We start from the raw sequence: 23,224 nt of genomic DNA, 5'->3' as shown, positions 1-23,224 counted from the left end.
TATTATTGCTTTTCTACAACCTGTAATGTGGTTTCTCCGTTAATTTTAAAAGATTTTCCAGAATATGGTTTTGCATATTCGTTTTCTAGACTATGCGTTAAAATCCAATCTTCTAGATCTGTTCGAGTAATTGTTCCTTTTATATATTTTTCAATCATTAAGCTTGCCATTCTTCCAGCAAATCGACTTCCCCAATAGCCGTTTTCAACAAATACAGCGATAGCGATTTTAGGGTTGTCTTTTGGTGCAAAAGCAACAAAAATAGAATGATCGGTTAGTTGTGTTTTTATGCCATCAATCTTCATGAAATTTTCTGCTGTACCAGTCTTACCACATATATCAATACCAGGAACTTGTAAATACTCTGCGGTTCCTTTATTGTAAACATCAAACATGCCTTGTATGACTGGTTCAAAATGTTGTTTGTCTATGGTTGTTTTTTTAGGAGTTGTGTACTTACTCGGTATGGTGTCTCCTTCAATTGATTTAATAATATGAGGAGTATAATAATATCCTCTATTGCCAATTGCTGCGGCCATATTTGCTAGTTGTATGGGAGTTGCTTCAACTTCACCTTGACCTATAGCGTTAGATACTATGTATGTTGAACCCCAACGATTATCACCATAAGCCCGATCATAATAGTCACCATCAGGAATTCGCCCTGGACGACCAACAGATAAATCGTTATTTAAGAAGTTTCCTAACCCAAAACTTTTAGCATGATTACTCCATTTGTTCATCGCTGCTCCAGCATCGTCTTCTTTGTCAATAATTCGTCTGTAAATATTTACAAAGTAGGCATTACACGATTGGGCAATTCCAGCATTCATATCAACAGGACTTTTATGATGGTGGCAACCTGTAAGTTTTCGGCTTCCATAATAATATCCCATTCTGCATGTTACTTTATCATTTACGTCTACAATACCTTCTTGAAGTCCAATAAGTGCATTCATAACTTTAAATGGTGATCCTGGTGGATACTGCGCTTGTAATGCTCTGTCAAATAAAGGTTTTGCAATAGAATCTCTATATAGCTTTGAAAAATTTTTAGAACGATCTCTACCAACTAATAAATTTGGATTGTAACTAGGTCCAGAAACCATAGCTAAAATTTCTCCACTACTAGGTTCAATAGCAATAATGCCACCTCGTTTGTTTTTCATTAAAAGTTCGCCATATTCTTGAAGCTTAGCATCAATTGTAATGGTAATGTCTTTTCCTGGTTGAGGTAAAGTATCATGTACACCATTTTGATATGGACCAATATTTTTATTAAATCTATCTTTTTGAATAAATTTAATCCCTTTTACACCACGTAAAGTTTTTTCATATGAAATTTCTACACCTTGTTTGCCAATTAAATCGCCCATTTTGTAATAAGGCTGTTTTTCTATAATACGTTGGTTTACCTCACCAATATCTCCTAAAACGTTAGCTCCAATAGTTGTCTGGTAATCTCTTAAAGAACGCTTTTGGATATAGAAGCCATCAAATTTTCGCATTTTTTCTTGTAGTACAGCATAGTCTTTTTTTGATAGTTGAGGTACAAATACAGAAGGTAATCGCGGTGAGTAGTTTTTTGCTTTAGCGTATTTTTTAGTAAACTCTTCTTTGGATATCTTTAATAAGCCACAGAATTCAAGAGTATCTAAAGGTTCAACTTCTCTAGGAATAACCATGACGTCATAGGATGGTTGATTAGCAACTAATAATGTGCCATTTCGATCATATACATAGCCGCGTTTTGGATAGTCGTAAACCTTTCTTATTGCATTATCTTCAAATAGATTATAAGGGGTTTCATTATAAACTTGCAAGTAAAATAATCGAGCAATGAATACAAGTCCTACACAAATTACTGTAATTAATAATAGTAGTTTTCTCATCGTTGATTTTTACTAAACAGAACAGAAATTAATACACATAATAGAATAGTGAAAATACTTGAAAACAACGTTTTTTTAAGTATTAAAATTATGTTAGATATGTTAAAAACCTCTAGAGAGAATAATATTAAATGATGAATGACAACCATTATTGTAAAATAGATAAGTCGATTGCCAAATTCGGTATTACTAAATTTTATAGTTTGATGCTCGTAAATCATACCAAAAGAAAACTTTAAAACTGGTGGTCTTATAAAAGCTAAAGTGACTGCAGAAGCAGCATGAACACCACCAGAATCTGAAAATATATCTACAAAAAGCCCTAGTGTAAAGCTTAAAAATATGAATAAAAGTCTATTGTTTTTTACTGGATAAAGGATGATAAATAATATATAGATATATGGGTTGATATAACCTAAAAAATTAATATTGTTAAGTACTAAAACTTGAATTAGAATTAGAGCAAAAAACTGAAGTATGATATTAAAATTGATGTTATTCATTAGTATCAGTTTCCAGAGATTTAATTTCTTCAGTGTCTAAATTTTCAATCACATAAACATGGCCAATATTAGTCATGTCATTAAATAATTTTACATTAACAGTATAGGTGTCACCACTAATATCAAGCTCAAATGTATCAATACTACCTATTAAAATTCCTTGTGGAAAAATAGAAGATTGTCCGCCAGTTACAATGGTATCACCAACTTTAACAGGAGCAAATTTTGAAATATCTGTTAGTTGAACATACTCAGAAGATTTTGCATTCCAAATTAAAGAACCAATGTGATTGGTTGATTTTAATTGCGCATTTATCTGACTTTTAGTATTTAGTATTGATAACACTCTAGCATAGTTTCTAGAAGTATTATCGATAATGCCAATAATTCCTTTGGAGGAAATCACACCAAAATCTTGTTGAATACTATCTTTTTCACCTTTGTTAATATTAAGGTAGTTCTTAGAAGATGCGTAACTGTTTTTTAAAACTTTGGCTGTTTTAAATTTAAACCTTCCGTTGCTATTTGAACTATCTAATACCCAATTTGATTGCGTATTTTCTTTATTGTAAAGCAGTGATTTTAATTGCTTGTTTTCTTCAACTAAAATGGTATTTTGTGTTTTTAAATTAAAATAATCTGAGACACTGTTTGCGCTTTCATAAATACCACCAGTTAAAAAGTTAGCAGAGTTTATATACTTGCTTTTATGATAAGAATGTGATTGAATTGTTAATGCTAAAGAAATACCAAATAGCAACAGAAACAAAAGAAAAGTTTTGTTTCGTATAACAAAGTTTATTATTTGTTGCATTTGGGATTATTATTTTATCAATACACTTTTAAATTTAGGAAGGTTTTTAAGTGTTATTCCTGTTCCTCTTACAACAGCTCTTAAAGGATCTTCGGCTATATAAACTGGTAAATCAGTTTTTTGAGACAAACGTTTGTCTAAGCCTCTAAGCATGGATCCACCACCAGCTAAATAAATGCCAGTATTATAAATATCTGCAGCTAATTCTGGAGGCGTTTGAGATAAAGTTTCCATAACAGAATCTTCAATACGTAAAATAGATTTATCTAAAGCTTTTGCAATCTCTCTATAAGATATCTGAACCTGTTTAGGTTTTCCTGTTAATAAATCACGTCCTTGAACGCTCATTTCTTCTGGTGGCAATTCTAAATCTTCAGTTGCTGCACCAATCTGAATTTTTATTTTTTCGGCAGTACGATCACCAACATATAGATTATGTTGTGTGCGCATGTAATAAATAATATCGTTGGTAAATACATCACCAGCTACTTTAACAGATTTGTCACAAACAATACCACCTAAAGCAATAACAGCAATTTCTGTTGTTCCTCCACCTATATCAACAATCATGTTTCCTTTTGGTTGCATAATATCGATACCAATACCAATAGCCGCAGCCATTGGTTCATGAATAAGGTAAACCTCTTTACCGTTAACACGCTCGCAAGACTCTTTTACAGCTCGCATTTCTACCTCAGTAATTCCTGAAGGAATACAAACAACCATTCTTAACGCCGGTGTAAACAATTTCTTTTTTAATGCAGGTATGTTTTTTATGAACATACTTATCATTTGCTCAGAGGCATCAAAATCTGCAATTACACCATCTTTTAAAGGTCTAATTGTTTTAATGTTTTCATGCGTTTTTCCTTGCATCATGTTGGCTTCTTTACCAACTGCTATAATTTTACCCGAAATTCTGTCTCTTGCAACTATTGATGGACTATCAACAACAACTTTGTCGTTGTGAATAATTAGTGTGTTTGCTGTTCCTAAATCTATGGCTATTTCTTCTGTTAAGAAATCAAAAAATCCCATATGTTAATGTAAATTGTGAGGTTGTTATTTGTTTTGTTCTTGGTGTGTTGTAAATGTAATAAATATACGTAACAATTTATATTTTAGATGCTTTTAAAATCGTTTATTTTTTAATGTTTAAAATGACGCGTTCCTGTAAACACCATCGATACATTATTTGCATTACAATAATCGATACTTAATTGGTCTTTTATAGATCCTCCAGGTTGAATAACAGAAGTGATTCCTGCATTTTTTGCAATTTCTACACAGTCTGGAAATGGAAAAAATGCATCACTAGCCATAACCGCTCCATTTAAATTAAATTTGAATGATTGCGCTTTATGTATGGCTTGATTTAATGCGTCTACGCGACTGGTTTGTCCAGTTCCGCTTGCGCATAACTGTTTGTTTTTTACTAGAACAATAGTATTAGATTTTGTGTGCTTACATAGTTTTGAAGCAAAAATCAAATCGTCTAATTCATTTTGTGTTGGTTTACTTTCAGTTGCATTAGATAAATCTTCAATAGCATCTGTGATATTGTCTTTATCTTGAACTAAAACGCCATTTAAACAGGTTCTTACCGTTGTTTGAGATAGCTCGACGTCTTTTAAAACCAATAAAATTCGATTCTTTTTCCCTTTTAATATTTCTAATGCTTCATCAGAAAATGAAGGAGCAATTACAACTTCACAAAATAAAGTATGAATTTTTTCTGCTGTAGTTTTATCTATTTCAGTATTACTAATTAAAATACCTCCAAAAGCTGAAATTGGATCTCCAGCTAATGCATCAACATAAGCTTGATGAATTGTGCCTCTTTGTGCAAAGCCACAAGCATTGTTGTGTTTTAATATTGCAAATGTTGGTGCTTCACCTTTAAATTCTGACATTAAATTTACAGCAGCATCAACGTCTAAAAGGTTATTGTAGCTTAATTCTTTACCATGAAGTTTTGTAAAAATATCATCAAAGTTTCCAAAGAAAAACCCTTTTTGATGTGGGTTTTCACCATAACGCAATGCTTTTCCTTTAGTTTCACTTATTTTAAATGAAGTAATATCTTGGTTCTGGTTGAAGTAATTAAAAATTGCAGAATCGTAATGAGAAGATACATTAAATGCTTTTGCAGCAAATAGCTTTCTATCATCTTCAGACGTAATTCCGTTTTTAGATTTTAATAGCTCTAAAAACTCACTGTAATCTTCAACTGAAGACACACAAACTACATCTGCATAGTTTTTTGCAGCAGCTCTAATTAATGAAATCCCACCAATATCAATTTTTTCAATAATATCTGCATTGCTAGCTCCAGAAGCTACAGTTTTTTCAAAAGGATATAAATCGACAATTACTAAATCTATTTGAGGTATATCAAAATCTACCAATTCGTCAGCATCATTTTCATTATGCTGACGATTTAAAATACCTCCAAAAACTTTTGGGTGAAGTGTTTTTACACGACCTCCTAATATTGAAGGGTATGATGTTACATCCTCAACAGGAGTAACCGTTATACCTAATTCATTTATGAATTTTTCGGTTCCACCTGTAGAATAAATAGTGACACCTTGTGCATTTAATTCTTTAACGATTGGTTCTAATCCGTCTTTGCTAAAAACCGAAATTAATGCAGATTTAATTGTTTTGTTGTTGCTCATTTGTGTTGTGTTGTTAAGCACACAAAAATAGCAATATATTAAAGGGAAACGAGGTTAAAACTTATTGGATTTTTCAACTTAAAATAGAAGTTATTAACAACTACAAAATAGTTGAAACCTTTTCGCACACAAACTCTAAAAATTCTTCATCAGCTTTAGTAAATGGGTCTGGAGTATTAGAGTCTATATCTATTTGCCCAATGTTTTCTCCGTTTTTAAAAATAGGAATCACAATTTCTGCCTTAACAGTTATACTACATGCTATATAATTATCTTGAGCAGCAACATTTGGTACTACAAAATTTTTATTGCTTACTGCAACTTGACCACAAATACCTTTACCAAAAGGGATAATTGTGTGATCTGTAGGTTCTCCAACGTAAGGCCCTAGTTTTAATTCGTTTTTGTCTCCATTTTTAAAATAAAAACCAACCCAATTGTAGTAATCTACGTGTTCTTCGAGCAGTTCACATATTTTAAGTAATTTATCTTCTCTAGTAGTTTTGTTACTAGAAACTAAGGTTTCAATCTTAGGTTTTAACTCTTGGAGCGTCATTGTTTAAAAAGTTTTGGTAAAAGTATTTAAAAAGCATGATTTCTAAATTCATTTTATATAATTTTAACATGAATAATAGCGTATTTTTTTTTGAAAGCCTTAATACTTAAATATAAATCTGTAGTAAAATTTATACTCACCTTCTTGTTGGTCTATCTGGTGCTTTCATTTACTTATAAGTTGTATTTGGATTTTTCAGATGGCAGTAAGTATTATCCTGATTACATTACAAATCTGGTTGCGAAACAGAGCAAGTCTTTAGTAGAGATTTTTGGATATGAAACTGAAGTTGTAAAGCATCTAAAAGAGCCATCAATGAAGTTTATAATTAATAATAAATATGTGGGTAGAGTAGTAGAAGGTTGCAACTCTGCAAGTGTTATTATCTTGTTTGTGTCGTTTGTTATCGCTTTTGCAGGTCGATTTAAAACCACGTTTTTATTTATACTTAGCGGAAGTGTATTAATTTATGCTGTAAACCTTATGCGTATAGCAATACTATCTATAGGATTGTACCAATATCCTTGGCGAAAAGAAATTTTGCACACTACAATTTTTCCTTTAATTATTTACGGAATGGTGTTTTTGCTCTGGATGATTTGGATTAATCGTTTTTCTAAACAACAAAAAGCTAATGGTTAATCCTTTTAAATACATATTGCTTTTATGTTTGTTTGGACTCTTAATTTTAATACGGGTTTTTGAAAACGAATTGTTCTACGATCCTTATTTGTTGTTTTTTAAAAGCGACTATTTGCATATGGATTACCCTAGAAGAGAAATCTTGAAATTATCAATCTTTACAAGCTTAAGATATGCAATGAATTCACTTATTTCTTTAGGAATTATTTATATCTTTTTTAAAGACAAATCAATTCTAAAGTTTTCAGCATTAATTTATGTGGTTGCTTATATAATTTTGCTAATTCTGTTTTTATACTTTGTTATTAATCCAAAACAAGAAGACTATTATTTATTCTTTAATCTTAGACGATTTCTAATTCAACCTATTCTTTTACTCTTATTGTTACCAGCTTTTTACTATTATAAATTAAAACATTAATATGTTAATGCTTTTGTAAAAAAGCTTAGGTTGTTTCCTTTTTTTATAACTTTGCATTGTGATTAAGCAGATATTACATAAAGTATTTTCTATAAACATGGCACTTTTAGTGTTATTATCTACTGTGTCATTTACAGTTGAAAAGCATTACTGTGGTGATGCATTAATAGACGCTTCTGTATTTTCTGAAGTAGAAAAGTGTGCTTCTGAAGCTTATGAAATTGAACTTGAAAAAATCACAAAAAAACCATGTTGTAAAGATGTAGTTGATGTTATTGAAGGCCAAGATGAGCTTCAAAAAACATCTTTTGATGATTTAGATCAACAATTATTTTTAACAGCTTATTTTAAATCCTACAAAAATCTTTTTGAAGGGTTACCAAATCATGTTATTCCTCATAAAGATTATTCACCACCAAACCTTGTTTTTGACATTCAGCTTTTGGATGCCGTTTTTTTAATTTGATTTAAAGTCAGGCTTTTAGCTCTTCTGTAAAAGAAGAAATTTTCTAATTGTACCACTTTAAATTAAACTCAAATTGAAACATTTTATATATTTTATTCTTTGGTTTCCATTGCTAGCATTTTCGCAAAGTAATGTAGAAGGCGTCGTTATTGATGCTGGTGAAACCCAAAAAGTAGTACCGGTAGTTGGCGCTAATGTGTATTGGCTTAATACAACCGTTGGAACTATTACTGATATTAATGGTAAATTTTCAATACCATTTGAAACATCATACAAAAAACTTGTTATTAGTTATGTTGGTTATAAAACAGACACGTTAACTATTAACAGTCCAAAATACATAAAGCATGCTTTGTTGCCTACAAGTGAGCTTGATGAAATTACTATAACATCCCATAAACAGGCAACAGCTAAGTCATTTTTAAAAGCAAGTAATACATTTACTGTAACTGCAGACGAACTATTAAAAGCAGCTTGTTGTAACCTGTCAGAAAGTTTTGAAACAAACCCATCTATTGATGTGAATTTTGCCGATGCAGTTTCAGGAACACGACAAATAAAAATGCTAGGTTTAACAAGTCCTTACATTTTAATTGCAACTGAAAATATTCCGTCAATACGAGGCGCTTCGCAAGCTTATGGATTAAGCTTTATTCCAGGAACTTGGGTAGAGAGTATTCAAATAACAAAAGGTGCAGGAAGTGTAGTTAATGGTTATGAGAGTATGGCAGGACAAATTAATGCCGAACTCCAAAAACCATCAACAGACGATAAGCTTTTTGTTAACTTTTATGGAGCAAGTAGTGAACGTTTAGAGTTGAATACGCATTTCAATACCAAGGTTAGTGATAAATGGCATACAGGCTTATATCTTCATGGTAATACACATCAAAAAAAGCATGATGTTAATGAAGATGGTTTTTTAGACATGCCATTGTATCAACAAATTAATGTAATGAACCGTTGGCAGTATACTAACCCAGAAAAAGGATTTGTAAGCTTTATTAATGTAAAGTATTTAAATGATGAAAAACAAGCAGGTCAGTTAGATTTTAATCCTGATACAGATAAGTTAACAACCAATGCTTGGGGAAGTGAGATAAATACGAATCGCTTTGAACTTTCGAGCAAGTTTGGCTATGTAAACCCAGAATTGCCTTGGCAGAGTTTAGGTATTCAAGCCGCTTTTAGCTATCACAATCAAGATTCTTATTTCGGACTTAATACTTTTGATATTAAGCATAATAGTGTTTATTCTAATGTTATCTACAGTTCTATAATTGACGATTCTCGCCATAAGATAAAAACAGGACTTAGTTTTACCTATGACCATTACGATGAATTAGTAGTTGGTAATACTATTGAACGTACAGAAAATTCTTTTGGAAGTTTTTTAGAATACAATTTTGATAACCTAGATAAGCTAAATCTTACTATGGGAATTAGAGCAGATAATCATAACACCTTAGGCTTTTTTGTAACACCACGTTTGCATGTGCGTTATACACCTTGGGAAAAATCTGCTTTGCGTTTTTCGGTTGGACGCGGAAAACGAAGCGCTAATATTTTTGCTGAAAACCAAAATGTATTTGCAACATCAAGAACCATTAATGTTGAAAATACTGGAGGAAAAATCTACGGACTTGACCCAGAAATTGCATGGAATTTTGGAGTCTCTTATTTGCAAGGATTTAACCTCTTCGGAAAAAAAGGAGACATTACTGTAGATTTTTATAGAACCGATTTTCAAAATCAGGTGGTTGTAGATATGGAAAACCCTACTGAAGTTAATTTCTATAATTTAAAAGGTGACAGTTATGCAAATAGTTTTCAAGTAGAGTTTAATTATAATCCATTTGAAGGATTTGATATAAGAACAGCTTACAAACATTATGATGTTAAAACGCAATACAATTCTGGAAAGAAAATAAAGCCTTTAACACCAAAGCATCGTTTTTTTGCTAATATTGGGTATAAAACAAATGTAAAAGGAGGTGTGAAATCACGTTGGAAATTTGATGCAACCTTTAACTGGTTAAGTGAGCAGCGTTTCTCAAACACTAGCTCAAGTCCAATGCAATATCAACGTCCAGAATTTTCACCAACAATTGGGACATTAAACGCTCAAGTTACTAAAGTGTTTTCACCAAAATTTGAAGTATATTTGGGAGGTGAGAATATAACTAATGTACGTCAAGACAATCCAATAGTAAGTGCCGATAATCCTTTTGGAGCGAATTTTGATACTACTTTTGTATATGGTCCGATTTTTGGAAGCATGTATTATGCTGGATTGAGATATAAGTTAAATTAAAAAATAATAATACCTTTAAATGAAGGACAAAAAAGTAATAATGATGAAAAATTTAATAATTGTATTTGTAATGTTTATAGGAACGTTAAGCTTTGCGCAAAATAAAAATGCTAAAGCATCTATTGAAGTAGATGGTGTTTGCCAAATGTGTAAAGACCGAATCGAGAAAGCAGCCATTAACACTAAAGGCGTGAAATTTGCCACATGGAGTGTAGATACTCATGAATTGAAACTTATATTTGATGAGCGTAAAACAAACTTAAAAGCCATTCAAAAAAGTGTTACAGCAGTTGGGCATGATACTAAAGAAATGAAAGCGTCTGACGAAGCTTATAGTAAAGTGCATCCTTGTTGTAAATACAGAGATGAAGACGTTAAAGATGCTCATAAAAATTAGAGAGTTTTATTAATAACTTATAATAAACTATTACAAAAAAATGCCGCGTTCAGTGGCATTTTTTTGTTTATAAACGAAAAAAAAACGCTTCAAAATGAATTGAAGCGTTTTTATATAATTGAGTATCGAGGCTCTCGACTTACATCATGCCTGGCATTCCGCCTCCCATTGGTGGCATTGCGGCAGCTGGTGTATCTTCTTTAATGTCAACTAAAGCACACTCCGTAGTTAAAATCATTCCTGCAACAGACGCTGCATTTTCTAATGCAATTCGTGTTACTTTTTTAGGATCGATAATACCTGCTTTAAGCATGTCGACATAAGTTTCAGATTTGGCATCAAAACCAAAGTCTTTTTTACCTTCCATAACTTTAGAAATTACAACACTTCCTTCACCACCAGCGTTTGATACGATAGTACGTAAAGGTGCTTCAATAGCGCGAGCTACAATTTGAATTCCTGTTACTTCATCTAAATTTTCTGTAGTAATTTTTTCTAAAACAGACTTTGCTCTTACTAAAGCAACGCCACCACCAGCAACAATACCTTCTTCTACTGCGGCACGTGTTGCATGTAATGCGTCATCAACTCTGTCTTTTTTCTCTTTCATTTCAACCTCACTAGCTGCACCAACATATAATACTGCAACTCCACCAGCTAATTTAGCTAAACGTTCTTGTAGTTTTTCTTTATCATAATCACTAGTTGTTGTTTCTATTTGGGCTTTAATTTGATTTACTCTTGCCTTAATTTCTGATGCTTTTCCTGAACCATTAACAATTGTAGTATTGTCTTTATCTATTGTAACAGTTTCTGCAGTACCAAGCATAGTTAAATCTGCGTTTTCTAAAGAAAATCCTCTTTCTTCAGAAATTACTACACCATTAGTTAAGATGGCAATATCTTCTAACATTGCTTTACGTCTGTCTCCAAAACCAGGAGCTTTCACTGCTGCAATTTTTAATCCGCCGCGTAATTTGTTTACTACTAAGGTTGCTAAAGCTTGGCCATCAACATCTTCTGCTATAATTAATAATGGACGACCAGATTGTGCAACTGGTTCTAATATTGGAAGTATTTCTTGTAAGTTAGAAATCTTTTTGTCAAATAATAAAATGTATGGATTTTCTAAATCTGCAATCATTTTATCAGCATCTGTTACAAAGTAAGGAGAAAGATAACCTCTATCAAACTGCATGCCTTCAACTACATCTACATAAGTGTCTGTACCTTTGGCTTCTTCAACAGTAATAACACCTTCTTTACCAACTTTCCCAAAAGCCTTAGCGATTAAATCACCAATAGTTTCATCATTGTTTGCAGAAATTGAAGCAACTTGCTTAATCATTTCTGAAGAGTTACCTACTTTTTTAGATTGTTTGTCTAAGTTTTCAGTTATAGCAGTGACAGCTTTGTCAATACCACGTTTTAAATCCATTGGATTTGCACCTGCAGCAACATTTTTTAAACCTTCTTTTACAATTGCTTGAGCTAAAACTGTTGCTGTTGTAGTACCATCACCAGCTAAATCATTAGTTTTAGAAGCTACTTCTTTTACCATTTGAGCTCCCATGTTTTCAATTTCATTTTCAAGCTCAACTTCTTTAGCAACTGTTACACCATCTTTTGTTACTTGAGGTGCACCAAATGATTTGCTAATAATTACATTACGCCCTTTAGGACCTAATGTTACTTTTACTGCATTTGCTAATGCATCAACACCGCGTTTTAATCCGTCACGTGCTTCAATATCAAATTTTATATCTTTTGCCATTTCTTATTTTTTTGCTTTTAGCCTTTAGTAGTTTGCTATTGGCTATGGGTTATAATTATTTTTTAATGCTAAAAGCCAAGGGCTAATAGCTATTAGCAATTTATACGATTGCTAGAATATCACTTTCTCTCATGATAAGGTAATCTTTACCTTCTAATTTTAGCTCAGTGCCTGCGTATTTTCCGTAAAGTACTTTGTCTCCAACTTTAACAGTAATTGGGTCGTCTTTAGTTCCTTTTCCTACTGCCATTACTTTACCTTGTTGAGGTTTTTCTTTTGCATTGTCTGGAATAATAATTCCTGATGCAGTTTTAGTTTCTGCAGCTTCAGGTTGAATAACAACTCTGTCTGCTAATGGTTTAATGTTTAAAGCCATATTTGTATATGTGTTTAGTTAATTAAAAATTGTTTAACGCTTAAGCGTTATGCTAAAAATGTGCCAATAGATAATCACTGACAAAGTTTCAGTTTATGATATGAAACAAAAAAGCCAACTGTAAAGTTGGCTTTTAATATGCTTTATAAATACTATTTTAGTTTCCTGCTGAGTCAATCACTTTTGTTGCGTCATCTGCTGCAGTATCAGGAGTAGTTGCTGGGACTGTTGTTGTGGTTCCTTCTTCACCTTGAATTGCTTTAGATTCTATTGCATTGCCACCTGCTCCTGGAATAGCTAAATTAGAAGCTAATATTAATGCTAATAATAAAGTTGCTAAAGCCCAAGTACTTTTGTCTAAGAAATCACCTGTTTGTTTAACACCACCAACTTGTTGAGTTCCGCCGCCACCAAACGAAGATGATAATCCACCTCCTTTAGGGTTTTGTACCATGATAACTACAACTAGTAAAAATGCTACTAGCACGATAAGGATTAAAAAGATTGTAAACGTATTCATTATTTTGTGTTATTATTTTCTTGTAATTGTTTTACTGCTTTAATTTGGTCTGCAAAGAAACCACTTTTTTCTGGATATTTCAAACTTAAAATTTTATAAGATTGAATTGCCTTTTTGTAGTTTTTTTGCTCTAGATAAATTCGCGCTAAAGTCTCGGTCATTAAGCCATCGTTTTGCTCTTGGCTAGTTTCGGCTATATTGGTTTTTGAAGGTTCTTTAGTTGGCGTTATTTTTGGGTTCTCTTTTAAAAACTTATCAATAAGTTCAAATTTTCTATCAACTGAGTTGTCTTTTTTCTCTGAAGAATTTTCTTTTAAATCAGATTCTTCATTTGTTTTCTCTTCTTCTTCTTCTTCTTCTGTTCTAATGATAGGTTTAAAGCTTGTTATTTTTAACCACTCTGTAAACGAGTGCGTTTCGGTTTTATCAAATTCTAATGGTTTGCCTAACTGTAAAGTTTCTTCTGGAGATGCTTCAATATTTTTTGTGTCAATATTAATAATGCTTTGGTCTGGTAAGTTTGTTTGAAGCGATAAAAACTGAGCTACATCATTACTTATTTTTTCTTTTTCTTCAAAAAGATTTGGATCCAAGACACCTTCTGTATTTTTTATATGTTGTTTTAAAGCATCATCTATTGTTACACTTTTATTTACCGAAATATCATCGGCATCGTTTACGGTTAACTCTTTTAAATGTTCAGAATTTTGCTTAATGATTTGAGAGATTTCATTTTGATTAAATTCTTCTGATGTTATATAATCAAATAAGATGCTACGGTCTGTTGTATATGCTGCTGTAGTTTTTAACTCTAAATTATATTTAAAGCTTTCTTTATTTTTTAATCCTTTTAAATATAAGGCTCTAGCAGTTTGAAAATATGGGTATTCTGCAATTAAAGTTGTTAAGTTACTTGTTTGCTCAATGGTGATGTTTTGAGGATTTTGAAGTATGTATGAAAAATCGTCGATATGCATTTTATTTTACCATTTTGCTAAAGTTGCATTAAAAATATCTTGAGTTAAACGCTCAAAAATTTCCTCGATAAGAGTGTCTTTTTGAGAGCCTATGAGTTGTGCATCACCTTCGTAATCACGAAAAAACGAAAAACGTTGTTCTAAATCTTCTTCAGGGTCATTTTTATCATAAAAACGAACGTTAACACTTATGGTTAGTCTGTTTTGTGCAGCTGTACTATTTGCTTGCGCTGTAGTTGGAGAAATTCTATACTCTGTAATTTCTCCTTCGTATGTTAAATCACCTCCAGAAGTTACAATACTTAAGTTGGTTTGGTTTTGGATTAAATCTTCTAAAGCAATTTTAAAATCTCTTTCTAATCCAGGCTCAATTAAAGGGGCATTGTTTTGAAAATAATTAACCTGAAATGTTTTGGTATCACTAGAAATTGATGTTCCGGTAAATGAATATTTCCAACAGCTAGTTAGTGTTATTATAATTGAGATAAAACATAAGAAAATAATTAGCTTTTTCATTTAATATGTGTTTGGTCTTTTCATCGTTATAAAAGCATAAATTTTGCCAGCTTCAATAGCAAACGACGTTGTTATAAGCCTATAACCTTTATAATGTTTTTTGTTAATTAAATCTTCAGCTTCTTTTCTAATGGCTTCAGAGCTATTAGGGCCAAATGTTTTTTTTATTCTAAATATTTCTACTGCCTTCATCTGTAGGTTTTTATTATCTCTTTTATTTGTCAGATGTAATCAACTTTAGTTTAAAACTGTAAAAAGACTATTTTCTTGTGGTTGATTTCATGTGTTTATATTTATTGATTTTAATGGTCACATGTTGTTCGCTATTAGTCATTTTCTTGAGTAATAAAGCTTTTAGCATGCTCGTTTCATAAAGTTATCTTAAAGATCATATTGTTTTATCTTTCTGTACAATGTTCGTTCACTAATACCTAACTCGGCAGCTGCTAATTTGCGTTTGCCTTGGTGACGTTCTAAAGATTTTTTTATAAGCTCTAATTCTTTATCGTGTAAAGATAAGGTTTCTTCTTCTTCAATTTCTTCTGCAAAATGATATTTGTCTTGTGTTGTATCTTCTGAAAAAGTTGCGGTTTCTGAAACTTGTTCTGGAATAGATAATACTTCTAAATCTTCTACAGAGTCTTCAAAGCTTTCAGTAGAATCTTCATTGTATATTTTTTGAATTAAACCTTCGTTGTTTTTCTGAACATCTTGAGTATTTCCATTTTTCATCAGTTCCATAGTCAGCTTCTTGAGGTCGTTTAGGTCGCCTTTCATATCGAATAGAACTTTGTACAAAATCTCACGTTCACTGCTAAAATCACTTTCAGATTTTGAGGTATTAATTACAGCAGGTAAATTGCTTCCTCCACTAGGAAGATAGCTATGCAATGTTGCAGCATTTATAGTACGATTCTGCTCTAATACCGAAATTTGCTCGGCAATGTTTCTTAACTGACGAATATTACCATTCCATCTATGTTTTAAAAGAATACTTACCGCATCATCTGTAAGTTTAATTGTTGGCATTTTGTATTTAAGAGCGAAGTCACTTGCAAACTTTCTAAATAGTAAATGAATATCTTCTTTTCTGTCTCTTAAAGGCGGAATGTTAATATCGATGGTGCTTAGTCTGTAATATAAATCTTCACGAAACTTTTCTTTTTTTATAGCTTCAAACATATTAACGTTTGTTGCTGCAACAATTCGCACATTTGTTTTTTGAACCTTGCTTGAACCTACTTTAATAAACTCTCCATTTTCTAAAACACGTAAAAGTCTTACTTGGGTTGTTAATGGTAATTCTCCAACTTCATCTAAAAAAATGGTGCCGCCATCTGCAACTTCAAAATACCCATTACGCGTTTGAGTTGCTCCTGTAAATGCGCCTTTTTCATGCCCAAATAATTCACTGTCTATGGTTCCTTCAGGTATTGCACCACAATTTACTGCAATATATTTACCGTGTTTTCTGTGTGATAATTGGTGTATAATTTTAGGAATACTCTCTTTACCAACACCACTTTCTCCAGTAACTAAAACAGAAATATCTGTTGGAGCAACTTGTATTGCTTTTTCTATAGCACGATTAAGTTTTGGGTCATTACCAATGATACCAAATCGTTGTTTTATAGCTTGTATTGATTCCATATTTGTATATTACAAAAGTGACAATTTCTTTTAATTATTATCTGAATACTTAATTGCTTTACCAATAAGTGTTGCACTTGTACAATCTTTAACGGTAACTTTTACTAAATCTCCAATAGTGTAGTGTTCTTTTGGAAATACTGCTACAATATTTTGTGAGGTACGTCCTGACCAATGTGCATCAGATTTTTTTGATTCACGCTCAATAAGTACTTCTACAGTTGTATTTAAATATTCTTTAGTTCTAATTTCACTATGTTCTCTTTGTAATTGTACAATTTCTGCCAATCTACGTTTCTTTATAGCTTCAGGAACATCATCATCCATTTTACGCTCTGCCATGGTTCCTGGTCGTTCAGAATAGGTGAACATATAACCAAAATTATATTTTACATAGTCCATAAGGCTTAACGTATCTTGATGGTCTTGTTCGGTTTCAGTTGGGAAACCAGCAATTAAATCTTGACTAATTGAACACTCTGGAAGAATACGTCTAATATTGTCAATAAGTTCAAAATACTCTTCTCTAGTATGTAAGCGGTTCATCTCTTTTAAAATACGATTACTACCACTTTGAACAGGTAAGTGGATGTGCTTACAAATGTTATCATATTTTGCCATGGTTTCAATAACATCTAAAGTCAAATCTTGAGGGTTAGATGTAGAGAATCGAATTCGCATTTTTGGTTGTGCTTGAGCACATAATTCTAATAAATTTGAAAAATTAACAGCTGTAGCTTTTTGCATGTCGCTAGCTTTTACGAAGTCTTTTTTAAGTCCTCCACCATACCATAAATAGCTGTCTACATTTTGACCTAAAAGCGTTATTTCTTTATAACCTTTGCTCCAAAGATCATTAACTTCTTCAATAATGCTTTGTGGATTTCTACTACGTTCTCTTCCACGAGTAAAAGGAACCACACAAAACGTACACATATTGTCACAACCGCGAGTAATAGATACAAATGCTGTTACGCCATTGCTGTTTAAACGTACTGGAGAAATATCACCATAAGTTTCTTCTTTAGATAGAATGACATTTATAGCATCTCTGCCTTCGTCTACTTCGGCAAGTAAGTTTGGTAAGTCTTTATAAGCATCTGGGCCAACAACGAGATCAACAATTTTTTCTTCTTCAAGAAATTTTGTTTTTAAACGTTCAGCCATACAGCCTAAAACACCAACTTTCATTTTTGGATTTATGCGTTTTACAGCATTGTATTTTTCTAAGCGTTTCCGAACAGTTTGTTCGGCTTTATCTCTAATAGAGCAAGTGTTGACTAAAACTAAATCGGCATCTTCAAGGCTTTGGGTTGTGTTAAAACCTTGATCAGAAAGTATTGAGGCTACTATTTCACTATCACTAAAATTCATAGCGCATCCGTAACTTTCAATAAAAAGTTTACGTGTGTTTTCTTTTTTTTGATCTAAAACTAAAGTTTGACCTTGCTTTTTCTCGTCTATTGTTTTCTCCATGTGTAATACTGAAAGTTTAAAATCAGTCAATAAGCGTGCAAAGTTACGATTATTTTAAGTATTATGACAAAGTGGCAGTATTAATTCTTGTTTGATTATATGATATAAATAGGTTTTCTTTGGTATTCAATAAATGAACAAAACTTATGCTTTTTTCAGAAATACAATATAAAATACAAAATGCTAGAGAATTAGATTTTGGTACAATTTTAAATCAAAGTATAGAATTGTTTAAAAAAGTCTGGCTTCAAGGACTTTTAATGCTTTTAATTGCGTTAGCATTTGCAATACCAATAATAATGATATTTTATGTGCCTTTAGTTGTGTTTAGTGTTTTTGATACAACAAATCCTGGATCAGTAGATGCATTTATGCCATTTTTGGCTTTAAGCTTAGTTATAGGATATATAATATTGATGCTAGCAATATTGGTTATTAGCTTTGCTTTAAAAGCAGCTCTGTTTAGAATTTTTGCTCAAAAAGATTTTAATACAATAACTAAAGAAGATTATCTCTACTTTTTAAAGAAACCATATTTACGAAAAACCATAAAAGTATCTTTAGCTTATGTTGGAATAATGATTTTGGCTACGCTATTGTGCTTTTTTCCTGTTATATACGTAATGGTGCCTTTAAATTTGTTAGTTGTTGTTTATGCTTTTAATCCAGATTTAACAACTTCAAATTTAATTAAAGTTAGTTTTGAATTAGGAAATAAGAAATGGTTCATCACGTTTGGGCTTACTTTTGTTGCTGCATTTTTAGCAGAAATTGTTGGGCTATTAATGTGTGGTATTGGTATACTTGCAACAGCTTCATTTGTGGCAATACCAGTGTATTTTATATATAAAGAAGTTGTTGGGTTTGATAATAAAGAAATAAACCAAATTGAAAACTTGTAAAGTTCAACGCAACCAATTTTAGAATTTTGCATCTACTAAAAAACACCTTTATTAAAATGAAGTTTTATAAGCAGTTAGTATTTGTTTTAGTTGTAATGTTATGTTTAATGAATACCCAATGTGATGACGATGATATTTTTGTCGAAACATGTGGTTTAGAAGTTATAATTGACGAAGATGTATATAACAATCTAGAAACAGCATTCTTTACGTTTGTCAATGTTGAGATAATAGATGATTGTTTAAATGCTGAAATAAGTAGTTCTGGTTGTGATGGTAATAGTTGGGTTTTTAATTTAGTCGATTCTAGTTTGGTTGCCGAGTCGTCTCCAGAACAGCGTAGTTTAAAACTACAATTAATAAATAACGAAGTTTGTTTGGCTGTGTTTCAACAAACCGTTTCATTTGATTTAACAAGCATTAGAGTAGAAGGAAGTAATCAAGTTGTTTTAAATATAGATGGTTTAGAGTCAGCATTAACATATACTTATTAATAATAGATGCAAAATATAATTTGAGCCTGAAATATTTCAGGCTTTTTTTATGTCAATTTTCTAGACGAAAAGAATTTATTTTTGGATTAAATGCAATTGAAAATTTTAAAAATTAGGATGATATCTTTTTTTTCATATACATTTGTAGCCTTAAAAAATCAAAAATGCCGAAGAATTTAGTCATCGTTGAGTCGCCAGCAAAAGCCAAAACTATAGAAAAGTTTTTAGGAAAAGACTTTAAGGTCGAATCCAGTTTTGGTCATATATCTGACTTACCGTCAAAAGAATTAGGAGTAGATGTAGAAGGAAATTTTGATCCAAAATATCAAGTTTCAAAAGATAAAAAGGACGTTGTAAAAAAACTGAAAGATCTAGCGAAAAAAGCCGATATGGTTTGGTTAGCAAGTGATGAGGATCGAGAAGGAGAAGCAATAGCTTGGCATTTAGCAGAGACTTTAAAACTTGATAAAGAAAAAACAAAACGAATTGTTTTTCATGAAATAACAAAAGCAGCAATTCAAAAAGCTATAGAGAACCCAAGAGGGATTGATTATGATTTGGTTGATGCGCAACAAGCGCGACGCGTTTTAGATCGTATAGTTGGTTATGAGTTGTCGCCAGTACTTTGGCGTAAAGTAAAAGGTGGCTTGTCTGCAGGACGCGTACAATCTGTTTCAGTACGTTTAATAGTTGAGCGCGAAAGAGATATTCAAGGTTTTCAGCCGCAAGCATCTTACAGAATTGATGCAGAATTCTCTAATGAAGCTGGCAAGCTTTTTAAAGCGAAACTGCCAAAGAATTTTTCGAGTAAAGAAGAGGCACTTGACTTTTTAGAGCAAAATGCTTCAGCAGATTTTAAAGTTGCCAATTTAGAAAAGAAACCAGCAAAAAAATCACCAGCTGCACCATTTACTACATCTACATTACAGCAAGAAGCCTCAAGAAAATTAGGTTATTCTGTAAGTAGAACAATGAGTAATGCGCAACGTTTATACGAAGCAGGTTTAATTACATATATGAGAACAGATAGTGTAAATCTATCTGACGAAGCTCGTAAAGGAGCACAAGCTGAAATAGAGAGTGCATATGGTTCTCAATATAGTAAACCAAGAAATTATAAAGGAAAATCTAAAGGCGCCCAAGAAGCGCATGAGGCTATCAGGCCGACAGATTTTTCTAGACATTCTGTTGCAGTAGAGCGCGATCAAGCTAGATTGTACGATTTAATTTGGAAACGCGCTATTGCATCTCAAATGAGTGAAGCACTTTTAGAACGGACTAATGTTAAAATTAGTGCATCAACCCATACCAGTATGTTTACAGCCAATGGTGAGGTTATTACTTTTGAGGGGTTTTTAAAAGTATATTTAGAAGGTACAGATGATGAGGATGCAGAGCAAGAAGGTATGTTGCCAGCATTAAGAGTTGATGAAGCACTTCTTAATAAATACATAACAGCTACAGAACGTTATACAAGACCACCAGCACGATTTACTGAAGCTTCACTTGTAAAAAAACTAGAAGAGCTTGGTATAGGAAGACCATCTACATATGCGCCTACAATTTCTACAATTCAAAATAGAAACTACGTTGAAAAAGGAACAGTTGAAGGTGTAGAGCGAAAATATTCGCAATTAGTATTAGAGCAAGGTCAAGTTAAAGACAATCTACTTTCAGAAAAAGTAGGTTCAGATAAAGGTAAATTGGTTCCTACAGATATAGGAATGATTGTTACCGACTTTTTAGTTAATCATTTCGGAAGTATTTTAGATTATAATTTCACGGCTAAAGTTGAAGCAGATTTTGATGAAATAGCTGAAGGAAATGAAGATTGGAAAAAAATGATGAAAGATTTCTATAAAGACTTTCATCCTATAGTTGAAGATGTTCAAGCCAATGCAGACAGAGAATCTGGTGAGCGTATTTTAGGCGTAGATCCTAAAACAGGAAAGCAAGTAAGTGTTCGTTTAGGTAAGTTTGGACCTATGGTACAAATTGGTACTGTTGATGATGAGGAGAAACCTCAGTTTGCTAGCCTGTCTCAAGATCAACAGTTAACTACAATTACTTACGAGGAGGCAATGGAGTTGTTTAAACTTCCAAAGCGATTAGGCGTTTACCAAAGTGAAGATATAGAGGTTAATAATGGGCGTTTTGGGCCATACGTGAAGTTTGGTAAAAAGTTTGTATCACTACCAGCAGGTACAAACCCAATGGATGTCGAGTTAGATTTTGCGATAGAATTAATAAAAGAAAAAGAAAAAGCAGACGCCCCAATATATATGTATAAAGAGCTGCCTGTTCAAAAAGGGAAAGGACGTTTTGGACCATTTATTAAATGGAATAATATGTTTATCAATGTGAACAAAAAATACGATTGGGATAACTTGTCTGATAATGATATTGTGACTTTAATTGAAGAAAAAATTCAAAAGGAAATAGATAAAGTTATTCATCATTGGGAAGAAGAAGGTATCAAGATTGAAAAAGCACGTTGGGGAAGACATAATATTATTAAAGGAAAAACTAAAATTGAGCTTGCAAAAACCGTAGATGTTTCTAAATTTACACTCGAAGATGTAAAAGTGCTGATTGAGAAAAATGCGCCGAAGAAAAAAACGAGAAAGAAAAAAACAACTGCAAAAAAGAAAAAGTAAATGAATTTTAATGTTTTGTCTCCTGTTTCAGATTCAGTATTAGCACATAACGAGCTTTTATCTGAACAGGCTCTCGGACGAAAATTAAAAATTCACTCCAAACAAAATGGTATCCCAGATTTAGATGGTGTAAAGATTGCCATTATAGGTGTTCTTGAAAACAGAAACGATGTAAACTATATAGGAGAAGAACTTCAGTTTGATACCTTAAGAAAATCACTTTATGCATTGTTTCCTGGAAATTGGTTTACGCAAATAGCAGATTTAGGAGATATACTTCAGGGTGATTCAGTAGAAGACACCTATTATGCATTACGCACTACACTTTCAGTATTAATAGAAAAACAGATAATTCCTATTATACTAGGCGGAAGTCAAGATTTAACCTATGCAAATTATAGAGCGTACGATTCTAATGCGCCAATGGTAAATATTGTTAATGTAGATAGTAATTTTGATTTGGGTGATTCTTCAATAGATATGAAGAACAATAGTTATCTAGGTAAGATAATTTTAGAAGAACCTTTTAATCTATTCAATTATTCAACTATAGGTTATCAAACTTATTTTAATTCGCAAGAAGAAATAGATTTGATGGAAAAACTATACTTCGAAGCTTATCGCTTAGGGGAAGTTAATAATACTATTAGTTTAGTAGAACCAGTAATGCGAGATGCACATATAGTAACTCTAGATTTAAAATGTGTTAAAGCATCAGAAGTAGGAGAGAAACAAAAATATTCACCTAATGGTTTTGATGGTAAAGAGATTTGTACAATTTCTAGATATGCAGGTATAAGCAATAAAGTGTCATCTTTCGGTATTTATGAATATAAGCCATTATATGATGACGAAGCAACAGCAATGCTAATAGGGCAAATTATATGGTACTTTATAGAAGGTGTTAATTGTAGAGTAAAAGATGATGATTTTAAAGATGATATTAATTACCAAAAGTATAATGTCCTTATCGAAAATGAAGAATTGATATTTTATAAAAGTATAAAAACAGGACGTTGGTGGATTGAGATACCTTTTTTGCCAAATGTTAATAATAAATTAAAAAAGCATACGTTATTACCTTGCATGCATGAGGATTATGTAGAGGCTAGTCACGGTAAAATACCAGAAAGATGGTATAAAGCGTATAAAAAGAACAGTTTTTAGTATATTTATGCATTAAAAATTTAACACAA

The 23,224-nt window shown here is 32.0% G+C and carries 23 protein-coding genes; 9 read left to right on the top strand and 14 right to left on the bottom strand.

All coding sequences use genetic code 11. The annotated features are described in order from the left end of the window. Window positions 1–2: 2 nt before the first annotated feature. From mrdA to BXY80_RS01660, 6 genes are all read right to left on the bottom strand, one after another. Entirely contained in the window at window positions 3–1,892 is a 1,890-nt protein-coding gene (mrdA, locus tag BXY80_RS01685; RefSeq protein ID WP_120199486.1) for a penicillin-binding protein 2, read from the bottom strand. Continuing rightward, entirely contained in the window at window positions 1,889–2,395 is a 507-nt protein-coding gene (locus BXY80_RS01680; RefSeq protein ID WP_120199485.1) for a rod shape-determining protein MreD, read from the bottom strand. The genes mrdA and BXY80_RS01680 overlap by 4 nt, the downstream gene beginning before the upstream one ends. Then, window positions 2,388–3,209 (bottom strand): rod shape-determining protein MreC, encoded by an 822-nt coding sequence (gene mreC / locus BXY80_RS01675; protein WP_120199484.1) that lies wholly within the window; start codon window positions 3,207–3,209, stop codon window positions 2,388–2,390. The genes BXY80_RS01680 and mreC overlap by 8 nt, the downstream gene beginning before the upstream one ends. A 9-nt stretch (window positions 3,210–3,218) precedes the next feature. Next, the gene (locus BXY80_RS01670) at window positions 3,219–4,247 is read right to left on the bottom strand and encodes a rod shape-determining protein (RefSeq protein ID WP_120199483.1); all 1,029 of its coding nucleotides are present in this window, start codon (window positions 4,245–4,247) and stop codon (window positions 3,219–3,221) included. A 110-nt stretch (window positions 4,248–4,357) separates the two neighbouring features. Beyond that, window positions 4,358–5,890, bottom strand: a complete 1,533-nt coding sequence (gene purH / locus BXY80_RS01665) for a bifunctional phosphoribosylaminoimidazolecarboxamide formyltransferase/IMP cyclohydrolase (RefSeq protein ID WP_120199482.1) — start codon at window positions 5,888–5,890, stop codon at window positions 4,358–4,360. A 100-nt stretch (window positions 5,891–5,990) separates the two neighbouring features. Next, window positions 5,991–6,446, bottom strand: coding sequence for a GAF domain-containing protein (locus BXY80_RS01660; protein WP_120199481.1), 456 nt, complete (start codon window positions 6,444–6,446; stop codon window positions 5,991–5,993). Between the two features lie 90 nt (window positions 6,447–6,536). On the opposite strand from BXY80_RS01660, the gene xrtF reads away from it, so the two are divergent. The 5 genes from xrtF to BXY80_RS01635 all read left to right on the top strand — a co-directional run bounded on the left by xrtF (window position 6,537) and on the right by BXY80_RS01635 (window position 10,686). Further along, window positions 6,537–7,088: an exosortase family protein XrtF gene (gene xrtF, locus BXY80_RS01655; protein ID WP_120199480.1), complete on the top strand. Its 552-nt coding sequence runs from the start codon at window positions 6,537–6,539 to the stop codon at window positions 7,086–7,088. Beyond that, a complete protein-coding gene (locus BXY80_RS01650) occupies window positions 7,081–7,509 on the top strand; it encodes an exosortase F system-associated membrane protein (protein WP_120199479.1) in 429 nt (142 codons plus the stop codon). The genes xrtF and BXY80_RS01650 overlap by 8 nt, the downstream gene beginning before the upstream one ends. Before the next feature lie 97 nt (window positions 7,510–7,606). Further along, window positions 7,607–7,975: an HYC_CC_PP family protein gene (locus tag BXY80_RS01645; RefSeq protein ID WP_120200320.1), complete on the top strand. Its 369-nt coding sequence runs from the start codon at window positions 7,607–7,609 to the stop codon at window positions 7,973–7,975. A gap of 73 nt (window positions 7,976–8,048) precedes the next feature. Further along, entirely contained in the window at window positions 8,049–10,289 is a 2,241-nt protein-coding gene (locus BXY80_RS01640) for a TonB-dependent receptor (protein WP_120199478.1), read from the top strand. Between the two features lie 43 nt (window positions 10,290–10,332). Further along, the gene (locus BXY80_RS01635) at window positions 10,333–10,686 is read left to right on the top strand and encodes a heavy-metal-associated domain-containing protein (protein WP_120199477.1); all 354 of its coding nucleotides are present in this window, start codon (window positions 10,333–10,335) and stop codon (window positions 10,684–10,686) included. Window positions 10,687–10,825: 139 nt separating this feature from the next. Here the strand turns inward: BXY80_RS01635 and groL are convergent, their stop codons facing one another. The 8 genes from groL to miaB all read right to left on the bottom strand — a co-directional run bounded on the left by groL (window position 10,826) and on the right by miaB (window position 17,975). After that, on the bottom strand, window positions 10,826–12,460 hold the full coding sequence (gene groL, locus BXY80_RS01630) for a chaperonin GroEL (protein WP_120199476.1): 1,635 nt from the start codon (window positions 12,458–12,460) through the stop codon (window positions 10,826–10,828). A gap of 100 nt (window positions 12,461–12,560) precedes the next feature. Beyond that, window positions 12,561–12,836: a co-chaperone GroES gene (locus BXY80_RS01625; RefSeq protein ID WP_120199475.1), complete on the bottom strand. Its 276-nt coding sequence runs from the start codon at window positions 12,834–12,836 to the stop codon at window positions 12,561–12,563. Window positions 12,837–12,993: 157 nt separating this feature from the next. After that, on the bottom strand, window positions 12,994–13,356 hold the full coding sequence (gene secG / locus BXY80_RS01620; protein WP_120199474.1) for a preprotein translocase subunit SecG: 363 nt from the start codon (window positions 13,354–13,356) through the stop codon (window positions 12,994–12,996). Then, window positions 13,356–14,333, bottom strand: coding sequence for a hypothetical protein (locus BXY80_RS01615; protein WP_120199473.1), 978 nt, complete (start codon window positions 14,331–14,333; stop codon window positions 13,356–13,358). The genes secG and BXY80_RS01615 overlap by 1 nt, the downstream gene beginning before the upstream one ends. Before the next feature lie 6 nt (window positions 14,334–14,339). After that, complete coding sequence (gene lptE / locus BXY80_RS01610) at window positions 14,340–14,849, bottom strand: LPS assembly lipoprotein LptE (RefSeq protein ID WP_120199472.1); 510 nt, start codon at window positions 14,847–14,849, stop codon at window positions 14,340–14,342. After that, window positions 14,850–15,041, bottom strand: coding sequence for a hypothetical protein (locus BXY80_RS01605; RefSeq protein WP_120199471.1), 192 nt, complete (start codon window positions 15,039–15,041; stop codon window positions 14,850–14,852). A gap of 189 nt (window positions 15,042–15,230) precedes the next feature. Further along, window positions 15,231–16,499: a sigma-54 interaction domain-containing protein gene (locus tag BXY80_RS01600; protein WP_120199470.1), complete on the bottom strand. Its 1,269-nt coding sequence runs from the start codon at window positions 16,497–16,499 to the stop codon at window positions 15,231–15,233. A gap of 30 nt (window positions 16,500–16,529) precedes the next feature. After that, the gene (gene miaB, locus BXY80_RS01595) at window positions 16,530–17,975 is read right to left on the bottom strand and encodes a tRNA (N6-isopentenyl adenosine(37)-C2)-methylthiotransferase MiaB (protein WP_120200319.1); all 1,446 of its coding nucleotides are present in this window, start codon (window positions 17,973–17,975) and stop codon (window positions 16,530–16,532) included. A 146-nt stretch (window positions 17,976–18,121) separates the two neighbouring features. Here miaB and BXY80_RS01590 point away from each other — a divergent pair, with 146 nt between their 5' ends. The 4 genes from BXY80_RS01590 (at window position 18,122) to BXY80_RS01575 (ending at window position 23,195) form a co-directional block, all read left to right on the top strand. After that, the gene (locus BXY80_RS01590) at window positions 18,122–18,877 is read left to right on the top strand and encodes a hypothetical protein (protein WP_120199469.1); all 756 of its coding nucleotides are present in this window, start codon (window positions 18,122–18,124) and stop codon (window positions 18,875–18,877) included. A gap of 56 nt (window positions 18,878–18,933) precedes the next feature. After that, window positions 18,934–19,371 (top strand): hypothetical protein, encoded by a 438-nt coding sequence (locus tag BXY80_RS01585; RefSeq protein WP_120199468.1) that lies wholly within the window; start codon window positions 18,934–18,936, stop codon window positions 19,369–19,371. Between the two features lie 164 nt (window positions 19,372–19,535). Continuing rightward, window positions 19,536–22,028, top strand: a complete 2,493-nt coding sequence (topA, locus tag BXY80_RS01580) for a type I DNA topoisomerase (protein WP_120199467.1) — start codon at window positions 19,536–19,538, stop codon at window positions 22,026–22,028. Further along, the gene (locus BXY80_RS01575; protein WP_120199466.1) at window positions 22,029–23,195 is read left to right on the top strand and encodes a formimidoylglutamase; all 1,167 of its coding nucleotides are present in this window, start codon (window positions 22,029–22,031) and stop codon (window positions 23,193–23,195) included. Window positions 23,196–23,224: the final 29 nt, after the last annotated feature.

This window comes from Ichthyenterobacterium magnum, from assembly GCF_003610635.1.
Lineage (GTDB): Bacteria > Bacteroidota > Bacteroidia > Flavobacteriales > Flavobacteriaceae > Ichthyenterobacterium > Ichthyenterobacterium magnum.
This window is presented reverse-complemented; position numbering and strand designations above follow the sequence as displayed.

What these genes read in the sequence shown, in the direction of transcription:
- BXY80_RS01585 (WP_120199468.1), top strand. Translation starts at nt 18,934, where the DNA reads ATGAAGTTTTATAAGCAGTTAGTATTTGTTTTAGTTGTAATGTTATGT.
- BXY80_RS01670 (WP_120199483.1), bottom strand. Translation starts at nt 4,247, where the DNA reads ATGGGATTTTTTGATTTCTTAACAGAAGAAATAGCCATAGATTTAGGA.
- topA (WP_120199467.1), top strand. Translation starts at nt 19,536, where the DNA reads ATGCCGAAGAATTTAGTCATCGTTGAGTCGCCAGCAAAAGCCAAAACT.
- mrdA (WP_120199486.1), bottom strand. Translation starts at nt 1,892, where the DNA reads ATGAGAAAACTACTATTATTAATTACAGTAATTTGTGTAGGACTTGTA.
- mreC (WP_120199484.1), bottom strand. Translation starts at nt 3,209, where the DNA reads ATGCAACAAATAATAAACTTTGTTATACGAAACAAAACTTTTCTTTTG.
- BXY80_RS01590 (WP_120199469.1), top strand. Translation starts at nt 18,122, where the DNA reads ATGCTTTTTTCAGAAATACAATATAAAATACAAAATGCTAGAGAATTA.
- BXY80_RS01605 (WP_120199471.1), bottom strand. Translation starts at nt 15,041, where the DNA reads ATGAAGGCAGTAGAAATATTTAGAATAAAAAAAACATTTGGCCCTAAT.
- BXY80_RS01615 (WP_120199473.1), bottom strand. Translation starts at nt 14,333, where the DNA reads ATGCATATCGACGATTTTTCATACATACTTCAAAATCCTCAAAACATC.
- BXY80_RS01575 (WP_120199466.1), top strand. Translation starts at nt 22,029, where the DNA reads ATGAATTTTAATGTTTTGTCTCCTGTTTCAGATTCAGTATTAGCACAT.
- BXY80_RS01660 (WP_120199481.1), bottom strand. Translation starts at nt 6,446, where the DNA reads ATGACGCTCCAAGAGTTAAAACCTAAGATTGAAACCTTAGTTTCTAGT.
- BXY80_RS01625 (WP_120199475.1), bottom strand. Translation starts at nt 12,836, where the DNA reads ATGGCTTTAAACATTAAACCATTAGCAGACAGAGTTGTTATTCAACCT.
- miaB (WP_120200319.1), bottom strand. Translation starts at nt 17,975, where the DNA reads ATGGAGAAAACAATAGACGAGAAAAAGCAAGGTCAAACTTTAGTTTTA.
- groL (WP_120199476.1), bottom strand. Translation starts at nt 12,460, where the DNA reads ATGGCAAAAGATATAAAATTTGATATTGAAGCACGTGACGGATTAAAA.
- purH (WP_120199482.1), bottom strand. Translation starts at nt 5,890, where the DNA reads ATGAGCAACAACAAAACAATTAAATCTGCATTAATTTCGGTTTTTAGC.
- secG (WP_120199474.1), bottom strand. Translation starts at nt 13,356, where the DNA reads ATGAATACGTTTACAATCTTTTTAATCCTTATCGTGCTAGTAGCATTT.
- BXY80_RS01680 (WP_120199485.1), bottom strand. Translation starts at nt 2,395, where the DNA reads ATGAATAACATCAATTTTAATATCATACTTCAGTTTTTTGCTCTAATT.
- BXY80_RS01650 (WP_120199479.1), top strand. Translation starts at nt 7,081, where the DNA reads ATGGTTAATCCTTTTAAATACATATTGCTTTTATGTTTGTTTGGACTC.
- BXY80_RS01635 (WP_120199477.1), top strand. Translation starts at nt 10,333, where the DNA reads ATGAAAAATTTAATAATTGTATTTGTAATGTTTATAGGAACGTTAAGC.
- lptE (WP_120199472.1), bottom strand. Translation starts at nt 14,849, where the DNA reads ATGAAAAAGCTAATTATTTTCTTATGTTTTATCTCAATTATAATAACA.
- BXY80_RS01600 (WP_120199470.1), bottom strand. Translation starts at nt 16,499, where the DNA reads ATGGAATCAATACAAGCTATAAAACAACGATTTGGTATCATTGGTAAT.
- BXY80_RS01645 (WP_120200320.1), top strand. Translation starts at nt 7,607, where the DNA reads ATGGCACTTTTAGTGTTATTATCTACTGTGTCATTTACAGTTGAAAAG.